Below are 16,690 nucleotides of genomic sequence, written 5' to 3'. Positions count from 1 at the left end.
CCGTCATCATGTTCGAAGATGAAAAAGGCGCACCGCCCGGACCGGGCAGCGCGCCTCCATCAGGCAAAGATCAGGCCTTGGTGGCCAGATAGGCCAGCCACAGATCGGCGATCTGCTTGCGCGAACCGGCCTGCACCGACTGGAAAGCCGCCTTGGCCGAAGCATTGTCGCCACCCAGAGCCTTGGCGATGCCCATGCGGGTGTTGATCTCGTCCGCGTCGACGCCGCCCTTCTGCTTGGCGAGTTCGAACATCGCCGCCGCCTTGGCATAGTCGCCATAGCCCAGATAGGCATCGGCCGTGGCCGCCGCGATCTTGCCATTGGCCGCCTTGCGCGCATCGGCCTCTGCCGTGCCCAGCGAGCCCTTGTCGCCCGCGATCTTGGACACGGCAGGCTGGTACAGGTCACCGCCCTGGCTGGCGTTCAGCACGCCCTTGCCGCGGCCCGCGTCGATCGCGGACTTCACTTCGCCATAGATGCCGGTCTTCGACGCCATTTCGGCATATTCCAGATAATCCTGCGCCACGACCAGGCCGCCGGAGGTCGCCATCAGGCGCAGCACGTCCAGATTCTCGCGGTTCGAGATATTGGGATTGGCCTGCTGGAACAGACGGATCAGCGTGCGCAGATTTTCGCCGCTGGGCGCTGCCTGATAGGCCATCTTGGCCCATTCGGTGACTTCAGGCAGCTTCGCCGTCGCCGCGCGGCTGACGCCGATCTGGTACCATTGCGCCGGCACCTGGCCGCCCGAGGCCCTGGTGGCGTCCGCCGCGGCCTTGAGCGCGGCCAGACCCTGCTGGTTCAGGCCACGCTGCGGCTCGACCGAAGCGTTGGCGGTGCCGGCCTTGCCGAAATAGGCCTGCGCCAGCGTCACGTTCACCGCTTCGGGCTTGTAACCGGCCTGCGCCGCGGCCTGGGCGCGGGTGATGGCAAGATCGTAATTCTTCGCCTGCAGCGCCTGGTCGGCGGCGACGGCGTTGAACTGGCCGGCCTGTTCCGGCGGGGTGAGGCCGCTGTCCAGCATCTGGGTCAGCGCTTCGCTCTGCATCGCCGCATCCTTGCCGGCGATGGAGGTATTCAGCTTGATGGCGCCGATCTGATATTTGTCGTCGTTCGACTTGGCCTTGCTGTCGGCGTCGGCCAGCGCGGCCTTTGCCGCTGCGAAATCCTGCTTCTCGGCGGCTTGCTGCGCGGTCTGCAGCGCCTTCACCACGTCGGGCGAGACGTTCAGCTTGGGCGCGCCGCCCTTCTTCTCTTCCTTCTTGGCCGCGAATGCCGGAACCGAAACGGCGCCGCCAGCCAGCGCGAGAGTCAGCGCGAGCGCCACGGGGGTAACAAAACGCATGTTCATCTTCTCCTCTGCGCCCGGGGGACAGGCGGCCTTTGTTTACGCCGATTAGGGGTCGGCGCGTGAATAACGTTTGAACGACCTATATGCACCAGTTAACCGCCTGTCAGCCCCAAGGAACGGATCGCGCGAAACAATCTGGCGCGCCGATCGCGCGGCTCATGGTCCATACCGCTCATTCCCGTCGCGTGCGCGCGTGCGCGCGAGGGGTGACAATATTGTTTCGCTCCGCTAGTGCAGCAGCAACGAACCATATCCATCCAAAAAGAGAATCGCATTGACCGACGAGACTGCCCTCGCCGACCCTTCGGACATCAGCCCCATCTCCATCGTGGAGGAGATGAAGGCGAGCTATCTCGACTATGCCATGTCGGTGATCGTCGCCCGCGCCCTGCCGGACGTGCGCGACGGTCTGAAGCCGGTGCATCGCCGCATTCTCTTTTCCGCCCATGAATCGGGCTTCACCTACAACAAGCCCTATCGCAAGTCGGCCCGCATCGTCGGCGACGTGATCGGTAAATATCACCCCCATGGCGACACGGCGATCTACGACGCATTGGCGCGCATGACCCAGGACTGGTCGATGCGCGTGCCGCTGATCGACGGGCAGGGCAATTTCGGCTCCATGGACCCGGACCCGCCGGCGGCCATGCGCTATACCGAAGCGCGGCTCGCCAAGGTGACGAACGCCCTGCTGGACGATCTCGACAAGGACACCGTCGATTTCCAGCCGAACTACGACGCTTCGGAAAGCGAGCCGCAGGTGCTGCCCGCGCGCTTCCCCAACCTGCTGGTCAACGGCGCGGGCGGCATCGCGGTCGGCATGGCGACCAACATCCCGCCGCATAACCTTGGCGAAGTGATCCGCGCCTGCCTGGCCTATATCGACAACACCGGCATCACCGTGGACGAACTGATCCAGATCGTCCCCGGCCCCGACTTCCCGACCGCGCCGCTCATCCTCGGCCAGTCCGGCGCCCGCAGCGCCTATCATACCGGCCGCGGCTCGATCATGATGCGCGCCCGGCACGAAATCGAGGAAGGGCGCGGCGACCGCCGTTCCATCGTCCTCACCGCCATTCCCTATCAGGTCGGCAAGAACGGCCTGGTCGAAAAGATCGCCGAAGCCGCCAAGGACAAGCGGATCGAGGGGATCAGCGACATTCGCGACGAATCGAGCCGCGAAGGCGTGCGGATCGTCATGGACCTGAAGCGCGACGCCACGCCCGAAGTCGTGCTGAACCAGCTGTGGCGCAACACCCCCGCCCAGTCGAGCTTCCCGGCCAACATGCTCGCCATTCGCGGCGGCCGCCCGGAACTGCTCAACATCCGCGACATCATAGAGGCGTTCGTCCGCTTCCGCGAAGAGGTCATCACCCGCCGCACCAAATATGAGCTCAACAAGGCCCGCGACCGCGCGCATATCTTGCTGGGCCTCGTCATCGCGGTCACGAACCTCGACGAAGTCGTCCGCATCATCCGGGGCTCGGCCAGCCCTGCCGAAGCGCGTGAAACCCTGCTCGCCCGCGACTGGCCGGTGGCGGAGATCGCGCCCTATCTGCGTCTGGTGGAAGCGATCGAAACGGAAGTCAGCGGCGACAGCTATCGCCTGTCGGACACGCAGGTCCGCGCGATCCTCGACCTGCGCCTGCATCGCCTGACCGCGCTCGGCCGGGATGAGATCGGCAATGAACTGGCGGAACTCGCCGCCGCCATTGCCGAATATCTCGCCATCCTCGGCGACCGCGTGAAGCTCTACGCCGTGATGCGTGAGGAGTTCGAGGCGATCGAGCGCGACTTCGCCACCCCGCGCCTGTCGGAGATCACCGCCGCCGCCGACGGCATAGACGACGAAGACCTGATCGAGCGGGAGGAGATGGTCGTCACCGTCACCGTGCAGGGCTATATCAAGCGCACCCCGCTGGAGAGCTTCCGCGCCCAGGCGCGCGGCGGCAAGGGCCGCTCCGGCATGGCGACGAAGGATGAGGACGCGATCACCGAATTGTTCGTGACCTCCACCCATACGCCGGTCCTGTTCTTCTCGACGGCGGGCAAGGTCTATCGCCTCAAGGTCTGGCGCCTGCCCGAAGGCGGGCCGGCGACGCGCGGGCGGCCGATGGTGAACCTGCTGCCGCTCGGCCCCGGCGAGACGATCCAGACCGTGCTGCCGCTGCCCGAGGATGAGGAGAGCTGGAAGGATCTGCACGTCATGTTCGCCACCGCGAACGGCACGGTGCGCCGCAACAGCATGGACGCCTTCGCCAACATCCCGTCGAATGGCAAGATCGCGATGCGCTTCGACGATGAAAGCAGCGACCGCCTGATCGGCGTGGCGCTGCTCACCGAAGAGGATGACGTGCTGCTCGCCACCCGCCAGGGCAAGGCGATCCGTTTCCAGGCGACGGACGTGCGCGAATTCCAGAGCCGCACCTCCACCGGCGTGCGCGGCATGACGCTGAAGAAGGACGATGAGGTCATCTCGCTCTCCATCCTTCATCGCGCCGGCATCAAGGATCAGGAAGAACGCGACGACTATCTCCGCTTCGCCCCCTGGAAGGCGGAGAAGGAAGGCTCGCCGCAGATGAGCGCGGAACGCTTTGCCGAACTGGCGGCCAAGGAACAGTTCATCCTCACCGTCTGCGCGAACGGCTATGGCAAGCTGTCCTCGGCCTATGACTATCGCCGCACCGGACGCGGTGGGCAGGGCATCACCAATATCGACAATATCGGCCGCAACGGTCCTGTCGTCGCCAGCTTCCCGGCGCGGCACGGCGACCATCTGATGCTCGTCACCGACCAGGCCAAGCTGATCCGCATGGGCCTTGAATCCCTCCGCGTCATCGGTCGCAGCTCGGCGGGCGTGCGCCTCTTCAACGTGTCCGACGACGAGCATGTCGTCAGCGCGGCGAAGATCGAGGAAAGCGACGAGGAGACGGAGGTGAGCACCCCCGCCGGCCTGGAAGTCAGCCCGGACGTCAGCCCCGAAGCCGATCCGGACCTGGCCGAAGAGTGACAGACCTCTTCGCCTACAAGATCCTGACCGGGGATCAGTATGACCAGTTGAAGGCGGACGGCGTGTTCAAGGGCGCGCCGGTCGATCTTGCGGATGGCTATATCCACATGTCCACCCGCGAACAGGCTGCCGAAACCGCCGCCAGGCATTTTGCGGGGCAGGACCATCTGGTGATGCTGATGGTCGACCTGGCGCCTTTCGGGGACGCACTGAAATGGGAAGAGTCGCGCGGCGGCGCCCTCTTCCCGCACCTCTATGGCGACCTGCCGCTCAGCGCCGTTGCAGGCAAGGTGGTCCTGCGCCTGGACGAGCAGGGCAGGCATCTCTTTCCGGCGGGTTTCTGATCACCGGCCTCTGGCGCGGCGCGCCCGCGCGGCAGGTGGCGGCGCCGTCATGACCCCCTGCGCCCTGACAGCCATGGCAGGATGATGCAATAGTCCGTCGATCCTGCGCACCCATGCCGGTGGCGGGACCGGCCGGCGCAGTCCCAGCAGGCCGAGCCGAATGATTGGCGAGCTTCTTTCGAGCAGCAGATAGAACAGGACCGGGCCCGCCAGCGCCACCACGATGCGCACGGAGGCGGGCCACCATGGCTGCGTCTCGATCAGCACCATCCTGTGCATGAAGAGGATCACGAGGGACGCCCGTCCCAGCAGGGCGAATTTGCGGCCGATGCCAAGCGGCGTCAGCGGCCCCGATGCCAGCCACCGGCTCAGCCACACGATCATGTGCGACCATCCGATCGCCCCTGCGACGCTGGTCAGGGCCGAGCCATAATGGCCGAACTTCATGTCCATCGGCAGGATGAAGGGCGTCAGCAGCAGCGTCACGATGGCGATCAGCAGGTGCACCGGGCCTTCGAACACCGGCTCGCCTCCCAGCAGGAAGGTCGATGCCCAAAGGCTGCCGATGCCGAGGAAGAATATCGCCATGGGCAGCACCGCCATATTCCACGCCAGCGAATAGCCGCCCAGCGGATAGGCGATGACCAGCATCAGCAGGAGCAGCGGGATCAACCGCACCCCGCACCCCTCCCCCATGCGCCGGGCCATGGCGTTGAAGGCGACCTGCGCCCCGAAAAGGACGGTGATGAACCAGGCCGTTCCGAACCAGCCGGTAAGCTGCCGCCCGCCGAACAGCATGCGCCGGGCCAGCAGCAGGTCGGAATGGAAGATCGCGGACCAGCTTTTCCCATCCAGCATCATGCCGGCGTCCTGCATGCCCGTCAGCAATGTGAGGAAGCAGCCATAAGGCAGCAGCAGGGAAAAGACGCGCTTGTAGATCAACTGCGCGGACGGTTCGGAATGATAGGCTATGCCCGACAGGATGAAGAACAGCGGCATGTGGAACAGGTAGATCCAGTCATGCAGCCGCCCCGTGACCGCATGGCCCACCACGACGGTGACGATGCCAATTCCCTTGGCACAGTCCAGCCACTCCCAACGTTGTGTCGCGCATTGCATCGATGACGCCTTTCGCTCGCTCATCGTGCGCCCGATTTTTCTTTGTTGGATAGGCGTTTCCGGCGTCGAAAGCCATTAAGGGCGATCGCCTAGAGCCAATCGACATTCAGAAGATGACGAGCCGAAAATGGTGGTTTTCCGTGACCCGGAGCGCAGCCTACTCAAGGTACGTGAGCACCGGAAGCACGGAAAAGCGTCATTTGCAGGCCGTCAGGGCTGAATGTCGATCGGCTCTAGGACAATTCGCAAGCGACGGAATAGCCACTGGCCCGGAAAGAGCGGAGAAATACGGGAACAGAGCGGCTGTCCCTGGCGGAATGGAGGGCGCTCAATCCAGCCGCTCGATCAGTGCGTCGACACCGGCGTTCACGCCGCTGTAAAGATCGCCCTTCCGGAAATGGGGGATCATCTTTTTGTCGATGACGCCCTGGCAATAGGCGTCCGTCAGCACGCTTTCCAGCCCGAAGCCCACGGCGATGCGGACCAGTTGCTCGTTCGGGGCGACCAGCAGGACCACGCCATCGTCATGGCCCTTGCGCCCGATGCCCCACTGGTTCGCCAGATCGGTGGTGAACGATCCGATCTCCGCCCCGTCAAGGGACGCCACGGTGGCGACAACCATCTGGTGCCTGGTCGATCGCTCCAGCTTTTCGAGCTTCAGGGACAGCGCTTCCTCCTGCCCGACACTGAAAATACCGGCTGCATCGGTCACCCGCCCGGCCAGCGCCACGGCCGGTTCGGCCCGCCCGGCTGTTTCCTGAGACGCCGTTTCCTGAGGCGCCGTTTGCGCTTTCAGGCCGGGGATCGCCAGCGCAGCGGCGCAGAGCAGCAGAAGGCGGACCGGCATGGCCCTCATCCCACCTTCTCCATCCGCGCGACCTTTCCATTCCTCATCCAATAATCATAGCCGCCCCATCTGATCCGGTTGGAGCAGGCCGCCGCCAACTGAATTCCCCAATGCGCCCAGCACACGACAAATGGCGCCAGCACGTCCCACCGGAGCGACCGCCGCGCCGTCCGCGCCTGGCCGGGTTCCAGCACGCCCGCGACGATCCGCCGCCGCGCCAGCGCCCGGCCGAGAGCCGCTGCATAACCCACCGCCACGGCGCTCCAGCCGCCCCATCCCACCGCCCAGACCCAGCCCAGCGCCTGCACGCCCGCTACGGCGCAGGCGATCCCCCACATGCCCGGACTGTTGGTCAGGACATGGCGATACTGCCGCACGGCAAAAGCCAGCGCCCCTTGCCGCGCCAGCGGACTGGCGACCAGCAGATCGCGCACCGGCCGCAACCGCAGCTTCGCCCGCCATCCGGCCAGCCCGATCGCCATGTCGTCGGACAGCCGCCCCGCCAGCGCGGCATCCAGTTCCAGCCGCTCCGCCGTCTCCCGCGTCAGCGCCATGGCCCCGCCCCAGGGCATGGTCGCGCTCGCGGCTCTGGGCAGAGTCGCCAGTTGCATTTCAACCGCGCCCACCAGCGCAGCCGCCACGCCCGCTTCGGGCAACAACAGCCGGTATCCCGTCACGATGTCGGCCTTTCCCCGCACCAGGGGAAAGAGCAGCCGACCCACCAGCCGCGGCGGCGGCATGATGTCCGCATCCACGAAAACCAGATAGCGATCGGCCTCCCGCAGGGAGCGCAGGGCCGCGCGCAGCTTGTGAACCTTCTGCCCCTCGTCCCCGGCGATGCCGGCACGAACGAGCTGCACCCAATCCCCCTCGCGCGCAGCCATCGCCTCCGCCGCCGCGCATGCGCCGGAGGTGGCGACCACCAGCCGGAACCGGGCCGTCTGCGCCTTCAGCCGCGCGATGAGACCGGGGCTCCCATCCCAATCGTCCCGCACCGACAGCAGCATGACGACGCCCTCCGGCGCCTCCTCCTGCCGGTCCGTCGGCAGATGCCGCCAATAGTTGAGCACGCCGATCACGCTCAGCCCCTGCAGGATCACCCAAAGCCCCAAGGCCCAACTCATCGCAAATCCAAGCCCTTTACCGCCCCGACCGCTGCTGTATGACGGCAGGCGCGATGCTCTCCAACCCCTTTCTCTTCACCCTCCTCCGTATCCTTCCGGCATCCCTCGCCTCCTGGCTGGGAGGCTGGCTGTCGGCCAATGTCGCGCGCAGGTCCATGAAATTGCGGGATGAACGAGCCCGCAGGAACCTTGCCGTCCTGCGCCCCGAACTGGACCAGGCAACCCGGGAGAGGATGCTCACCCGCCGCTGGTTCAATCTGGGCCGCACCATGGCCGAACTCGCCAATGTGGACCGGCTGGTGAACGACCGGCACGTGACCATCGCTGACGAGGCAGCCTATCGGGAAGCGCTGGCTTCGCCACGGCCGATGATTTTCCTGACGACCCATATCGGCAATTGGGACCTGCTCGCCGCTCATCTGAAGGCGTCGACCGACCGCCCCGGCCTGGGCGTCTACGATCCGCCGGACAATGCGGCGCAGGCCGCGATGCTGAAGCGGGCGCGGGAAAGCTATATGGGGGAAGCGATTACGGGCAGCAGCGGCGCGGCCCGCGCCATCCTGCGGCACCTTTCGGAAAAGGAGCGCCCGATGCTCTATATCCTCGTGGACGAACGGCGCGACCGGCAGGTCTGGTTTCCCCGTTTCGGCCGCGACCTCGAACCGTCGGGCAACCTTTCCATCGCCCTGCGCCTCGCCCGGCGCAGCAATGCCCGCTTCCTGCCCTTCACCCTTGCCCGGACGAAGGGCGCGCACTTCCATCTCGACTGGCACCCGCCGCTCGACCCCAAGGCCATGGAGGAGGCGGAACTGCTCGACGCCATCGACGCCTATCTGGGCAAGGCATGCATCGACCATGCGGACCAATGGCTGGCGTTGCACGATATGGACCTGGCGACTGCTTCCCCCGCCCTTGTGGCTTCCCGGAGCGAACAGGTGGCGGGATGAAAGCGGTTCTCACGCCCTGCCGCACCCGCTAAAGCGCCCCCATGTCCCGACTCGCCATCAAGATCTGCGGCCTTTCGACGCCTGACACGGTCGGCGCCGCCATGCGCGCGGGCGCCACGCATCTAGGATTCATCCATTTCCCTAAAAGTCCCCGTCATGTAGAAGCGGACCGGTTGCGCGCCCTGGCAGCGCCCGTCCCGTCCCATGTCGGGCGCGTCGCCGTGCTGGTCGATCCAACCGACGAGACACTGGCCGATCTCAGCGCCACGGACGCCCTCACCGCCCTTCAGCTACATGGGAAGGAAATTCCCGAACGCGTGGCGGCCATCCGTCAGCGCTTCGGCATTCCCGTCTGGAAAGCCATTCCGGTGAAGACCCGCGCCGACATCGACGCCGCGGGCGCCTATGCGGGCGCTGCCGATTTCATCCTGTTCGACGCCAAGACGCCCGAGGGCGCGGCTCTCCCCGGCGGAATGGGCCTGCGCTTCGACTGGACGCTGCTGCGCGGCGCTTCCCTGTCGTTGCCCTGGGGTCTTTCCGGAGGCCTTGGCATCGACAATGTGGCCGAAGCCGTCCGCATCACAGGCGCGCCGCTGGTCGATGTTTCGTCCGGCGTCGAAAGCGCGCCCGGCATCAAGAGTGTGGACAAGATCATGGCCTTCTGCAATGCGGCGTCGGCATGTTGACGCAGAGCATCCTTTTAGAACGCATCGGCCTTCGATGGCGTTGATCACTTGCCCAGGTGATCCAACCCCATGACTGAAGAGATAGAAGCGATGACCGACAGCATTACCCTGCCCAACAGCCTGCGTTCACAGCCCGACGCCTCCGGCCATTTCGGTTCCTTTGGCGGCCGTTATGTGGCCGAAACCCTCATGCCGCTCATTCTGGAGCTGGAGAAGGTCTACAGGGACGCCAGGCAGGACCCGGCGTTCGATGCCGAATTCACCGAATTGCTGCGCAGCTATGTCGGCCGCCCGAACCCGCTTTACTATGCCGGGCGTCTGACCGAAGCGCTGCGCGCCGAAGCCGCACCCGGCAAGGGCGCGAAAATCTATCTGAAGCGCGAGGAACTGAACCACACCGGCGCGCACAAGATCAACAATTGCATCGGCCAGGCGCTGCTCGCCCGGCGCATGGGCAAGAAGAAGGTCATTGCCGAAACCGGCGCGGGCCAGCACGGTGTCGCCACGGCAACCGTCGCCGCCCTGTTCGGCATGGAATGCAAGATCTTCATGGGCGCGAAGGATGTGGAGCGGCAGAAGCCCAACGTCTTCCGCATGAAGCTGCTGGGCGCGGAGGTTATCCCCGTGGTTTCGGGATCGCAGACGCTGAAGGACGCGATGAACGATGCGCTGCGCCATTGGGTGTCGAACGTGCACGACACTTTCTACATCATCGGCACGGCGGCCGGCCCGCACCCCTATCCGGAGCTGGTGCGCGACTTCCAGTCCGTCATCGGCCGGGAAGCGCGCGAACAGATACTGGAACTGGAAGGCCGCCTGCCCGACATGCTGATCGCGCCGGTCGGCGGCGGTTCCAACGCCATCGGCCTGTTCCATCCCTTCCTCGACGATGCGGAGGTCAAGATGATCGGCGTCGAAGCGGCGGGCGAAGGCCTGGCCGGCAAGCATGCGGCGAGCCTGGCCGGCGGCAAGTCGGGCATATTGCACGGCAACCGCACCTATCTGCTCCAGGACGAAGACGGGCAGATCACCGAAGCGCACAGCATCTCCGCCGGTCTCGACTATCCCGGCATCGGGCCTGAACATAGCTGGCTGCATGAAATCGGCCGTGTCGAATATATGCCCATCACAGACGACGAAGCGCTCGCCAGCTTCCAGAAGCTCTCCGCGCTGGAAGGCATCATCCCCGCGCTCGAATCCGCCCATGCGATCGCCAGCGCGGAAAAGGTCGCGCCTACGCTCGACGCCGACCAGATCATCGTCGTCAACCTGTCCGGCCGCGGCGACAAGGACATCTTCACCGTGGCGAGCGCCCTGGGGGTGGAGATATGACCTCGCCCGCCATATGTCTTGCTCCTGCGAAGGCAGCAACCCCGTTCAACCGTCACCTGTTCACGCGACCCGTGGACCGGGCCGCCACCTTCGCGGGAGCGCGTTGCGTGTCGGGTTTGGGAATTCGATATGACCGTTGACCGCCTCTCCGCCCGCTTTGCCGCCTGCAAATCGCAGGGCCGCGCCGCGCTCGTCACCTTTGTGACGGCGGGCGACCCCAGCGTGGCCGACACCCCCGCGATCCTCGATGCACTGGTAGAGGGCGGCGCCGACATCATCGAACTCGGAATGCCCTTCACCGATCCGATGGCCGACGGCCCCGCCATCGAACTGGCGAACCTGCGCAGCCTCGGCTCCGGAACGAAGACGAAGGATATTTTCGCCCTCGCCAGCGCCTTCCGCGCCAGGCACCCTGAAACCCCGCTGGTCCTGATGGGCTATGCCAATCCGATGCTCGTGCGCGGCCCCCAATGGTTCGCCGACCAGTGCAGCGCCGCAGGCGTCGACGGCGTGGTCTGCGTCGACGTGCCGCCGGAGGAAGACGCCGAAATCGGTCCCGCCCTGCGCGCGGCCGGCATCCACCTGATCCGCCTCGCCACGCCGACGACCGACGCGGCCCGCCTGCCAGCCGTGCTAAACGGCGCCAGCGGCTTCCTCTATCATGTCGCCGTCGCAGGCATCACCGGCAAGCAGCAGGCCGCCCAGGCTGCCGTCGAACAGGCGGTGGCCCGGCTGAAGACCGCCACCGACCTTCCCATCGCGGTGGGATTCGGCGTGCGTTCCGCCGAACAGGCTGCCGCCATTGGCCGCGTGGCCGACGGCGTGGTGGTGGGGTCCGCCATCGTCGACATCATCGGCTCGCACGGCGACGCCGCCGCCCCCTTCGTCAAGGAGTTCGTCGCTGCCCTTCGCGGCGCGCTGAACGCCAACAGCCCTCATTTCCGGGAGACCGCCGCATGAGCTGGATCAACCGCGTCCGCAACGCCCTGCCCTTCATGACGAAGAAGGAAACCACCGCCGAAACGCTGTGGCACAAATGCCCCTCCTGCGCCGAGATGATCTTCATCAAGGAGTGGGAGGACAATCTTTCCGTCTGCCCGCGCTGCGACCATCATGGCCGCATCGGACCTGCGGAGCGGTTCGAACAGATACTCGATGCCGGTTTCATCCTGCTGCCGACCCCGCAGGTGCAGGAAGACCCGCTGAAATTCCGTGATTCCAAGCGCTATCCGGACCGCATCAGGGCCGCACGCGCCGCGACGGGCGACCAGGACGCGCTGATCAACGCGCGGGGCGCCATCGATGACGTGCCGGTTGTCATGGGCGTGCAGAATTTCGCCTATATGGGCGGTTCCATGGGCATGGGCGTCGGCGCCGCCTTCATCCAGGGCGTCAACGAAGCCATTGCCCATAAATGCCCCTATGTGATCTTCACCGCAGCGGGCGGCGCGCGCATGCAGGAAGGCATACTTTCCCTCATGCAGATGCCGCGCTCCACCGTGGCCATCCAGAAGCTTCACGCGGCGGGCCTGCCCTATATCGTGGTGCTGACCGATCCGACGACCGGCGGCGTCACGGCCAGCTACGCCATGCTGGGCGACATCCAGATCGCGGAGCCCAATGCGCTCATCGGATTTGCGGGCCAGCGCGTCATCGAAAGCACGATCCGCGAAAAGCTGCCCGACGGCTTCCAACGCGCGGAATATCTGCTGGAGCACGGCATGCTGGACATGGTCGTCCATCGCAGCGAACTGCGCGACACGCTGGCCCGGGTGATCGGCTACCTCGCCCCTCGCGCCGCGGCCTGAGGTCATCGGGGAGACCAGCGCCGATGGCCGACCACGCCGTCTCCGACGATCCGGCCGTCCAGGCCCAGCTCGACCGCCTCGCAACGCTGTCGCCGGGCGCCGACATATTGGGTTTGGACCGCATCGCCCGCCTGCTTGACCGCATCGGCAACCCCCATCGCGCCCTGCCGCCCGTCTTCCACGTTGCGGGCACCAATGGCAAGGGCTCGACCTGCGCCTTCCTGCGCGCCGCGCTGGAGGCGGACGGGAAGACGGTTCATGTCTTCACCTCTCCCCATCTGGTCCGCTTCAACGAGCGCATCCGCATCAGCGGCAAGCTGATCTCCGACGAGGCGCTGGCTCATTACCTCTCGCGCGTGCTCGACGTTGCGGAAGGGATCGGCGCCAGCTTCTTCGAAGTCACCACAGCCGCCGCTTTCCTTGCCTTTTCCGAACATCCAGCCGATGCCTGCGTCGTGGAAGTGGGCCTTGGCGGCCGCCTTGACGCCACCAACATCATCGAAAAACCTGTGATCTGCGGTATCGCGCAGCTTGGCCTCGACCATCAAAGCTTCCTCGGCACCACGCTCAGGGAAATCGCCGCCGAAAAGGCCGGCATCGCCAAACCCGGGGCGCCGCTGGTGACGCAGCGCTATGCCGACGCGCTTTTCCCCGTGATGCTGGAGGCCGCCGCCCGCAACCGGACCCATTGGTTCGCCATGGGCGAGAGCTGGGATGCGGCGGCCTACCGGGACCGCCTCCACTATCGCGACGATCAGGGACGGCTCGACACGCCCTTGCCGCGCCTGCCCGGCGCACACCAGATCCATAATGCCGCCCTCGCCTTCGCCATGCTGCGGCACCAGAATGTCGTGCCCGTCAGCGAAGCCGCGTTGAAGGCCGCTCCGCTCTGGGCGCATTGGCCGGCCCGCCTGCAAAGGCTGGACCATGGTCCCTTGCTCGCGCCTCTTCCCGAAGGGACCGAGGCTTGGCTGGACGGCGGCCACAATGCCGGCGCGGGCGAGGCGATCAGCGCCTTTTTCAGCAGCGAGCGGCTTGAGGGGCATAAGCTCGAACTGATGATCGGCATGCTGTCGAACAAGGAACTGGACGCCTATCTCCATCCCTTTGCCGGCCGGATCGCGCATATCCACGCCCTGCCGGTGCCAGGTCACGATCATCATCCGCCGGAACGCTTCGCCGCCGTTGCCGATCGGTGGGGCATTGCCTGCACCGCGCATGCGGGCCCCGAAGACGCCATTGCCGCCGTCGCCGCTCAGCCGGGCCGTGAACCCAAGCTGCTGATTTCCGGCTCGCTCTATTTGGCCGGAGAAATTTTGCGACTGAACGGTCAATATCCCGACTGAATTTACTTGCGATTGACTCGCAATAGCGTACTCTTGCCTTCCGACGACAAGGCAGAAGGTACGAACGCATGGCTCATGGAGAGTCCCCCTCCCTCGATCAGCCCCGTCCGCTTCCCGGCGGCTATGGCAACCGGCTGTTCCTCTATGTGATGCGCCGCATGGCGACGGCGGGGGTCAACGATGCCCATGCCGCCAATGCGATGCTGGGCGCCTTCGGCCGCAGCTATCGCCGCCCGCTCGTGCTGATGCGGGCGATGATGCTGGAACTGGCGCGGACATCCAGCCGCAGGATATTGATCGCACCCTGCTGTTGTTCGCGCATGACGAGCGACGAGGCGCTGATGATTCAGGCGATCGGCAGCGCGCTGCGCAGGCCCCGCTCGGCTTATGACGATGTCGCCGCGCTACTGGGCAATGACCATGCCTTGGGCGCGCTCACCTGCCTGCAAGCGGTCGCCCAGGCACATCGCGACCTGGGACGTCCCCTCGATCTCTACGCGGCAGGTTGAACCGGCTAGACCGCGTCCTCAATCGTCGTCTGTACTTGGCTGCCTGACACTATCGACGACGAAACCCTTTCGCCAAATGAGCCATAACAGGAGCATCCCAGGCACGGCGGCGACCACGGTGGTCAGCCAGAATCCCACCCATCCGGCCCGTTCCGCAATAATACCGGCCGGTGCTGCCAGCCAAGTTCGTCCTACTGCGGCAAAAGACGAAAGCAGCGCGAATTGCGTCGCTGTGTAGGCCAAGCTAGATAGCCCGGATAAATATGTCACAAAAACCGTCAATCCAATGCCGCTCGTCACCTGTTCGGTCGCCACCGCGATGGTGAGCCACAAGGTGGAATGGCCATGCATCGCGACCCCGACAAAAGTAAGATTGCTCAGCATCATCATCAGACCGGACCAAAGCAAGGCGCGCCCCATGCCAAGCCATGTAATGAACGGCGCTGCCAGGGCCGTTCCCACGATCAAGCCCCAGAAGCCAACCACCTTATTAATCGCAATGAATTCGGCGTCAGTAAAACCCAGATCAACAATCATGGGATTGAGCATGCTCTGTCCCATTGCGTCGCCAATCTTGTAAAGCAGCACGAACAGCAGAATCAGCACCGATCCACGCCGTCTAAGAAATTCGATAAATGGGTTAAGCACCGTTTCCTTGAGCCATACCGACATACTCTTATCCGCCATTTCGGCATGGCGATCGACATAAATACCGGCGCCAGCAATCAGCGCCCCGATCGTACCTGGCAGGACGAGCAACCCTGTCAGTCCATAAGCCAATGCCCAGCCCATCCCCAGGCCAGTTTCGGGCGAATAAAGAAAGATGGTGCCCACGCCTGAAAAGAAAGCACCCAGACGATAACCAAACTGATTGGTCGCCGTACCATAGGGCATCTCCTCATCACTCAATATCTCAATGCGATACGCATCGATGACGATGTCCTGCGTCGCGCCTAGAAACGAGACAAGGATCGCGCAAAAGGCGAAATATCCCAGGTGATGGGCGGGATCACTGCTGCCAAGCATCCATATCGCGCAAAATAGCAATGCCTGAATGAAGAATAACCATGCGCGGCGCTGACCGAACAAGCTCGTCAACAGCGGCAGCGGCAGCTTGTCGACGATCGGTGCCCAGAGCCATTTCAGCGTATAGGGCGTCGTCAGACCGATGGCAAAACCGATGGTCGATTTCTGAATGCCGACCTTCGACAACCAATAGCCCATCGTTCCAAGCAACAGCATGAGCGGAAAGCCGCTTGATATACCGATCAGCAACGAAACGAAGGGCATTGGCCGGAAATAAGGACGCATAACATCCCACCAATTTTTCGTTCCTTCGGCAATATCCGTCACTTATGGCCCCCGATCAGCGCTCATCCAACACCACCATATGACCAAAGCCCGCTCAAACAACCACCCAAAAAACCTTCTCCTTTGGGTGAGAAGGATACGCAGCTTTACCGGCTCCGCCGGTTAGAAGAATTTAGAAGAGGTGGCTGCGGCTACACGCAACCCTCACTCACAATCCCCAAACAGATGTAACCCCTCCGGAAAGCGCGGCAACGCCTTCCCACGCAACAACGCATCCACGACATCGATCGCCGCCAGCAAATCACGCGGCGAGTAAGGCTTAGCCAAACATCCCAAGGCGACTTCCCGCGCATTCATCGGACAGGCCCCCGTCACGAACAATACCGCCACGCCTCTGCCCGCCGCAAAGCGCGCAAGATCGATGCCTGTCTTCTCCCCATGCAGGGTCACATCCGCGATCACCAGATCGACGCTTTCCTCCTGCATGATGGTGACTGCATGGGCATATTCGTCGACGGTAGCGGCCACGCGATAGCCGGCCATTTCCAGCACATGCTCATTGTCGAAGGCGACCAGCGGCTCATCCTCGACCACCAGCACGCTGCGTATGGCCTTGCGCCGCCCCCGCGCTTCGGCTTCCCCTTTTACCAGCCCGAAAAACATTTGCCGATCCGCCCCATTTGCGCCATTCACCCGACCAACGTGCAAGGCCCCGAAGGGGTTTCCCGTCGTCCCGGCGCGTGGGCGCAAGGACAGCACCATTCGTCAATTTCCCGGCCTTCCGGATATGGGAAGGCCACCCTGTTTTGAAAAGGAACTCTTCCGTGGAACCGCCGAAAAAATCTGGGCCGCCCCGTCGGCCGGGCTCCGGTGGTCCCAGGCGTCCGACGGGGCGGCCCAGATTTTTTCGGCGGTTCCACGGAAGAGTTCCTTTTCAAAACAGGGTGGCCTTCCCA

The 16,690-nt window shown here is 64.4% G+C and carries 15 protein-coding genes; 9 read left to right on the top strand and 6 right to left on the bottom strand.

Features of this window, described 5'->3' with window-relative positions; genetic code table 11:
* Window positions 1-70: 70 nt before the first annotated feature.
* Entirely contained in the window at window positions 71-1,351 is a 1,281-nt protein-coding gene (locus A0J57_RS00075) for a hypothetical protein (RefSeq protein WP_025552082.1), read from the bottom strand.
* Between the two features lie 274 nt (window positions 1,352-1,625).
* On the opposite strand from A0J57_RS00075, the gene gyrA reads away from it, so the two are divergent.
* Together gyrA and A0J57_RS00065 are read left to right on the top strand one after the other, a co-directional pair.
* Window positions 1,626-4,361 carry a DNA gyrase subunit A gene (gene gyrA, locus A0J57_RS00070; RefSeq protein WP_025552080.1) on the top strand — a complete coding sequence of 912 codons (2,736 nt, stop codon included), beginning with the start codon at window positions 1,626-1,628 and terminating at the stop codon, window positions 4,359-4,361.
* Window positions 4,358-4,705, top strand: a complete 348-nt coding sequence (locus A0J57_RS00065) for a DUF952 domain-containing protein (RefSeq protein ID WP_025552078.1) — start codon at window positions 4,358-4,360, stop codon at window positions 4,703-4,705. Before gyrA ends, A0J57_RS00065 begins: the two co-directional genes overlap by 4 nt.
* Here the strand turns inward: A0J57_RS00065 and A0J57_RS00060 are convergent, their stop codons facing one another.
* From A0J57_RS00060 to A0J57_RS00050, 3 genes are all read right to left on the bottom strand, one after another.
* Window positions 4,706-5,824, bottom strand: a complete 1,119-nt coding sequence (locus A0J57_RS00060) for an acyltransferase family protein (protein ID WP_061934591.1) — start codon at window positions 5,822-5,824, stop codon at window positions 4,706-4,708.
* 328 nt (window positions 5,825-6,152) lie between these two features.
* On the bottom strand, window positions 6,153-6,671 hold the full coding sequence (locus tag A0J57_RS00055) for a YgcG family protein (RefSeq protein ID WP_061934593.1): 519 nt from the start codon (window positions 6,669-6,671) through the stop codon (window positions 6,153-6,155).
* Between the two features lie 5 nt (window positions 6,672-6,676).
* Window positions 6,677-7,795, bottom strand: a complete 1,119-nt coding sequence (locus A0J57_RS00050; RefSeq protein WP_061934595.1) for a glycosyltransferase — start codon at window positions 7,793-7,795, stop codon at window positions 6,677-6,679.
* 53 nt (window positions 7,796-7,848) lie between these two features.
* Here A0J57_RS00050 and A0J57_RS00045 point away from each other — a divergent pair, with 53 nt between their 5' ends.
* From A0J57_RS00045 to A0J57_RS00015, 7 genes are all read left to right on the top strand, one after another.
* Window positions 7,849-8,742 (top strand): lysophospholipid acyltransferase family protein, encoded by an 894-nt coding sequence (locus A0J57_RS00045; protein WP_061934616.1) that lies wholly within the window; start codon window positions 7,849-7,851, stop codon window positions 8,740-8,742.
* 41 nt (window positions 8,743-8,783) lie between these two features.
* The gene (locus tag A0J57_RS00040; protein WP_061934597.1) at window positions 8,784-9,428 is read left to right on the top strand and encodes a phosphoribosylanthranilate isomerase; all 645 of its coding nucleotides are present in this window, start codon (window positions 8,784-8,786) and stop codon (window positions 9,426-9,428) included.
* Between the two features lie 90 nt (window positions 9,429-9,518).
* The gene (trpB, locus tag A0J57_RS00035; RefSeq protein WP_061934599.1) at window positions 9,519-10,760 is read left to right on the top strand and encodes a tryptophan synthase subunit beta; all 1,242 of its coding nucleotides are present in this window, start codon (window positions 9,519-9,521) and stop codon (window positions 10,758-10,760) included.
* A 129-nt stretch (window positions 10,761-10,889) separates the two neighbouring features.
* Entirely contained in the window at window positions 10,890-11,720 is an 831-nt protein-coding gene (gene trpA, locus A0J57_RS00030) for a tryptophan synthase subunit alpha (RefSeq protein ID WP_044662103.1), read from the top strand.
* A complete protein-coding gene (gene accD / locus A0J57_RS00025) occupies window positions 11,717-12,568 on the top strand; it encodes an acetyl-CoA carboxylase, carboxyltransferase subunit beta (protein WP_061934601.1) in 852 nt (283 codons plus the stop codon). The genes trpA and accD overlap by 4 nt, the downstream gene beginning before the upstream one ends.
* A gap of 23 nt (window positions 12,569-12,591) precedes the next feature.
* Entirely contained in the window at window positions 12,592-13,914 is a 1,323-nt protein-coding gene (locus tag A0J57_RS00020) for a folylpolyglutamate synthase/dihydrofolate synthase family protein (protein WP_061934603.1), read from the top strand.
* Between the two features lie 68 nt (window positions 13,915-13,982).
* A complete protein-coding gene (locus tag A0J57_RS00015) occupies window positions 13,983-14,423 on the top strand; it encodes a DUF6628 family protein (protein WP_061934605.1) in 441 nt (146 codons plus the stop codon).
* An 18-nt stretch (window positions 14,424-14,441) separates the two neighbouring features.
* Here the strand turns inward: A0J57_RS00015 and A0J57_RS00010 are convergent, their stop codons facing one another.
* Window positions 14,442-15,776, bottom strand: a complete 1,335-nt coding sequence (locus A0J57_RS00010; RefSeq protein ID WP_235600720.1) for an MFS transporter — start codon at window positions 15,774-15,776, stop codon at window positions 14,442-14,444.
* 162 nt (window positions 15,777-15,938) lie between these two features.
* Window positions 15,939-16,397 carry a response regulator gene (locus A0J57_RS00005; protein ID WP_061934609.1) on the bottom strand — a complete coding sequence of 153 codons (459 nt, stop codon included), beginning with the start codon at window positions 16,395-16,397 and terminating at the stop codon, window positions 15,939-15,941.
* Between the last annotated feature and the right edge of the window lie 293 nt (window positions 16,398-16,690).

The organism is Sphingobium sp. 22B, assembly GCF_001580035.1.
Lineage (GTDB): Bacteria > Pseudomonadota > Alphaproteobacteria > Sphingomonadales > Sphingomonadaceae > Sphingobium > Sphingobium fuliginis.
This window is presented reverse-complemented; position numbering and strand designations above follow the sequence as displayed.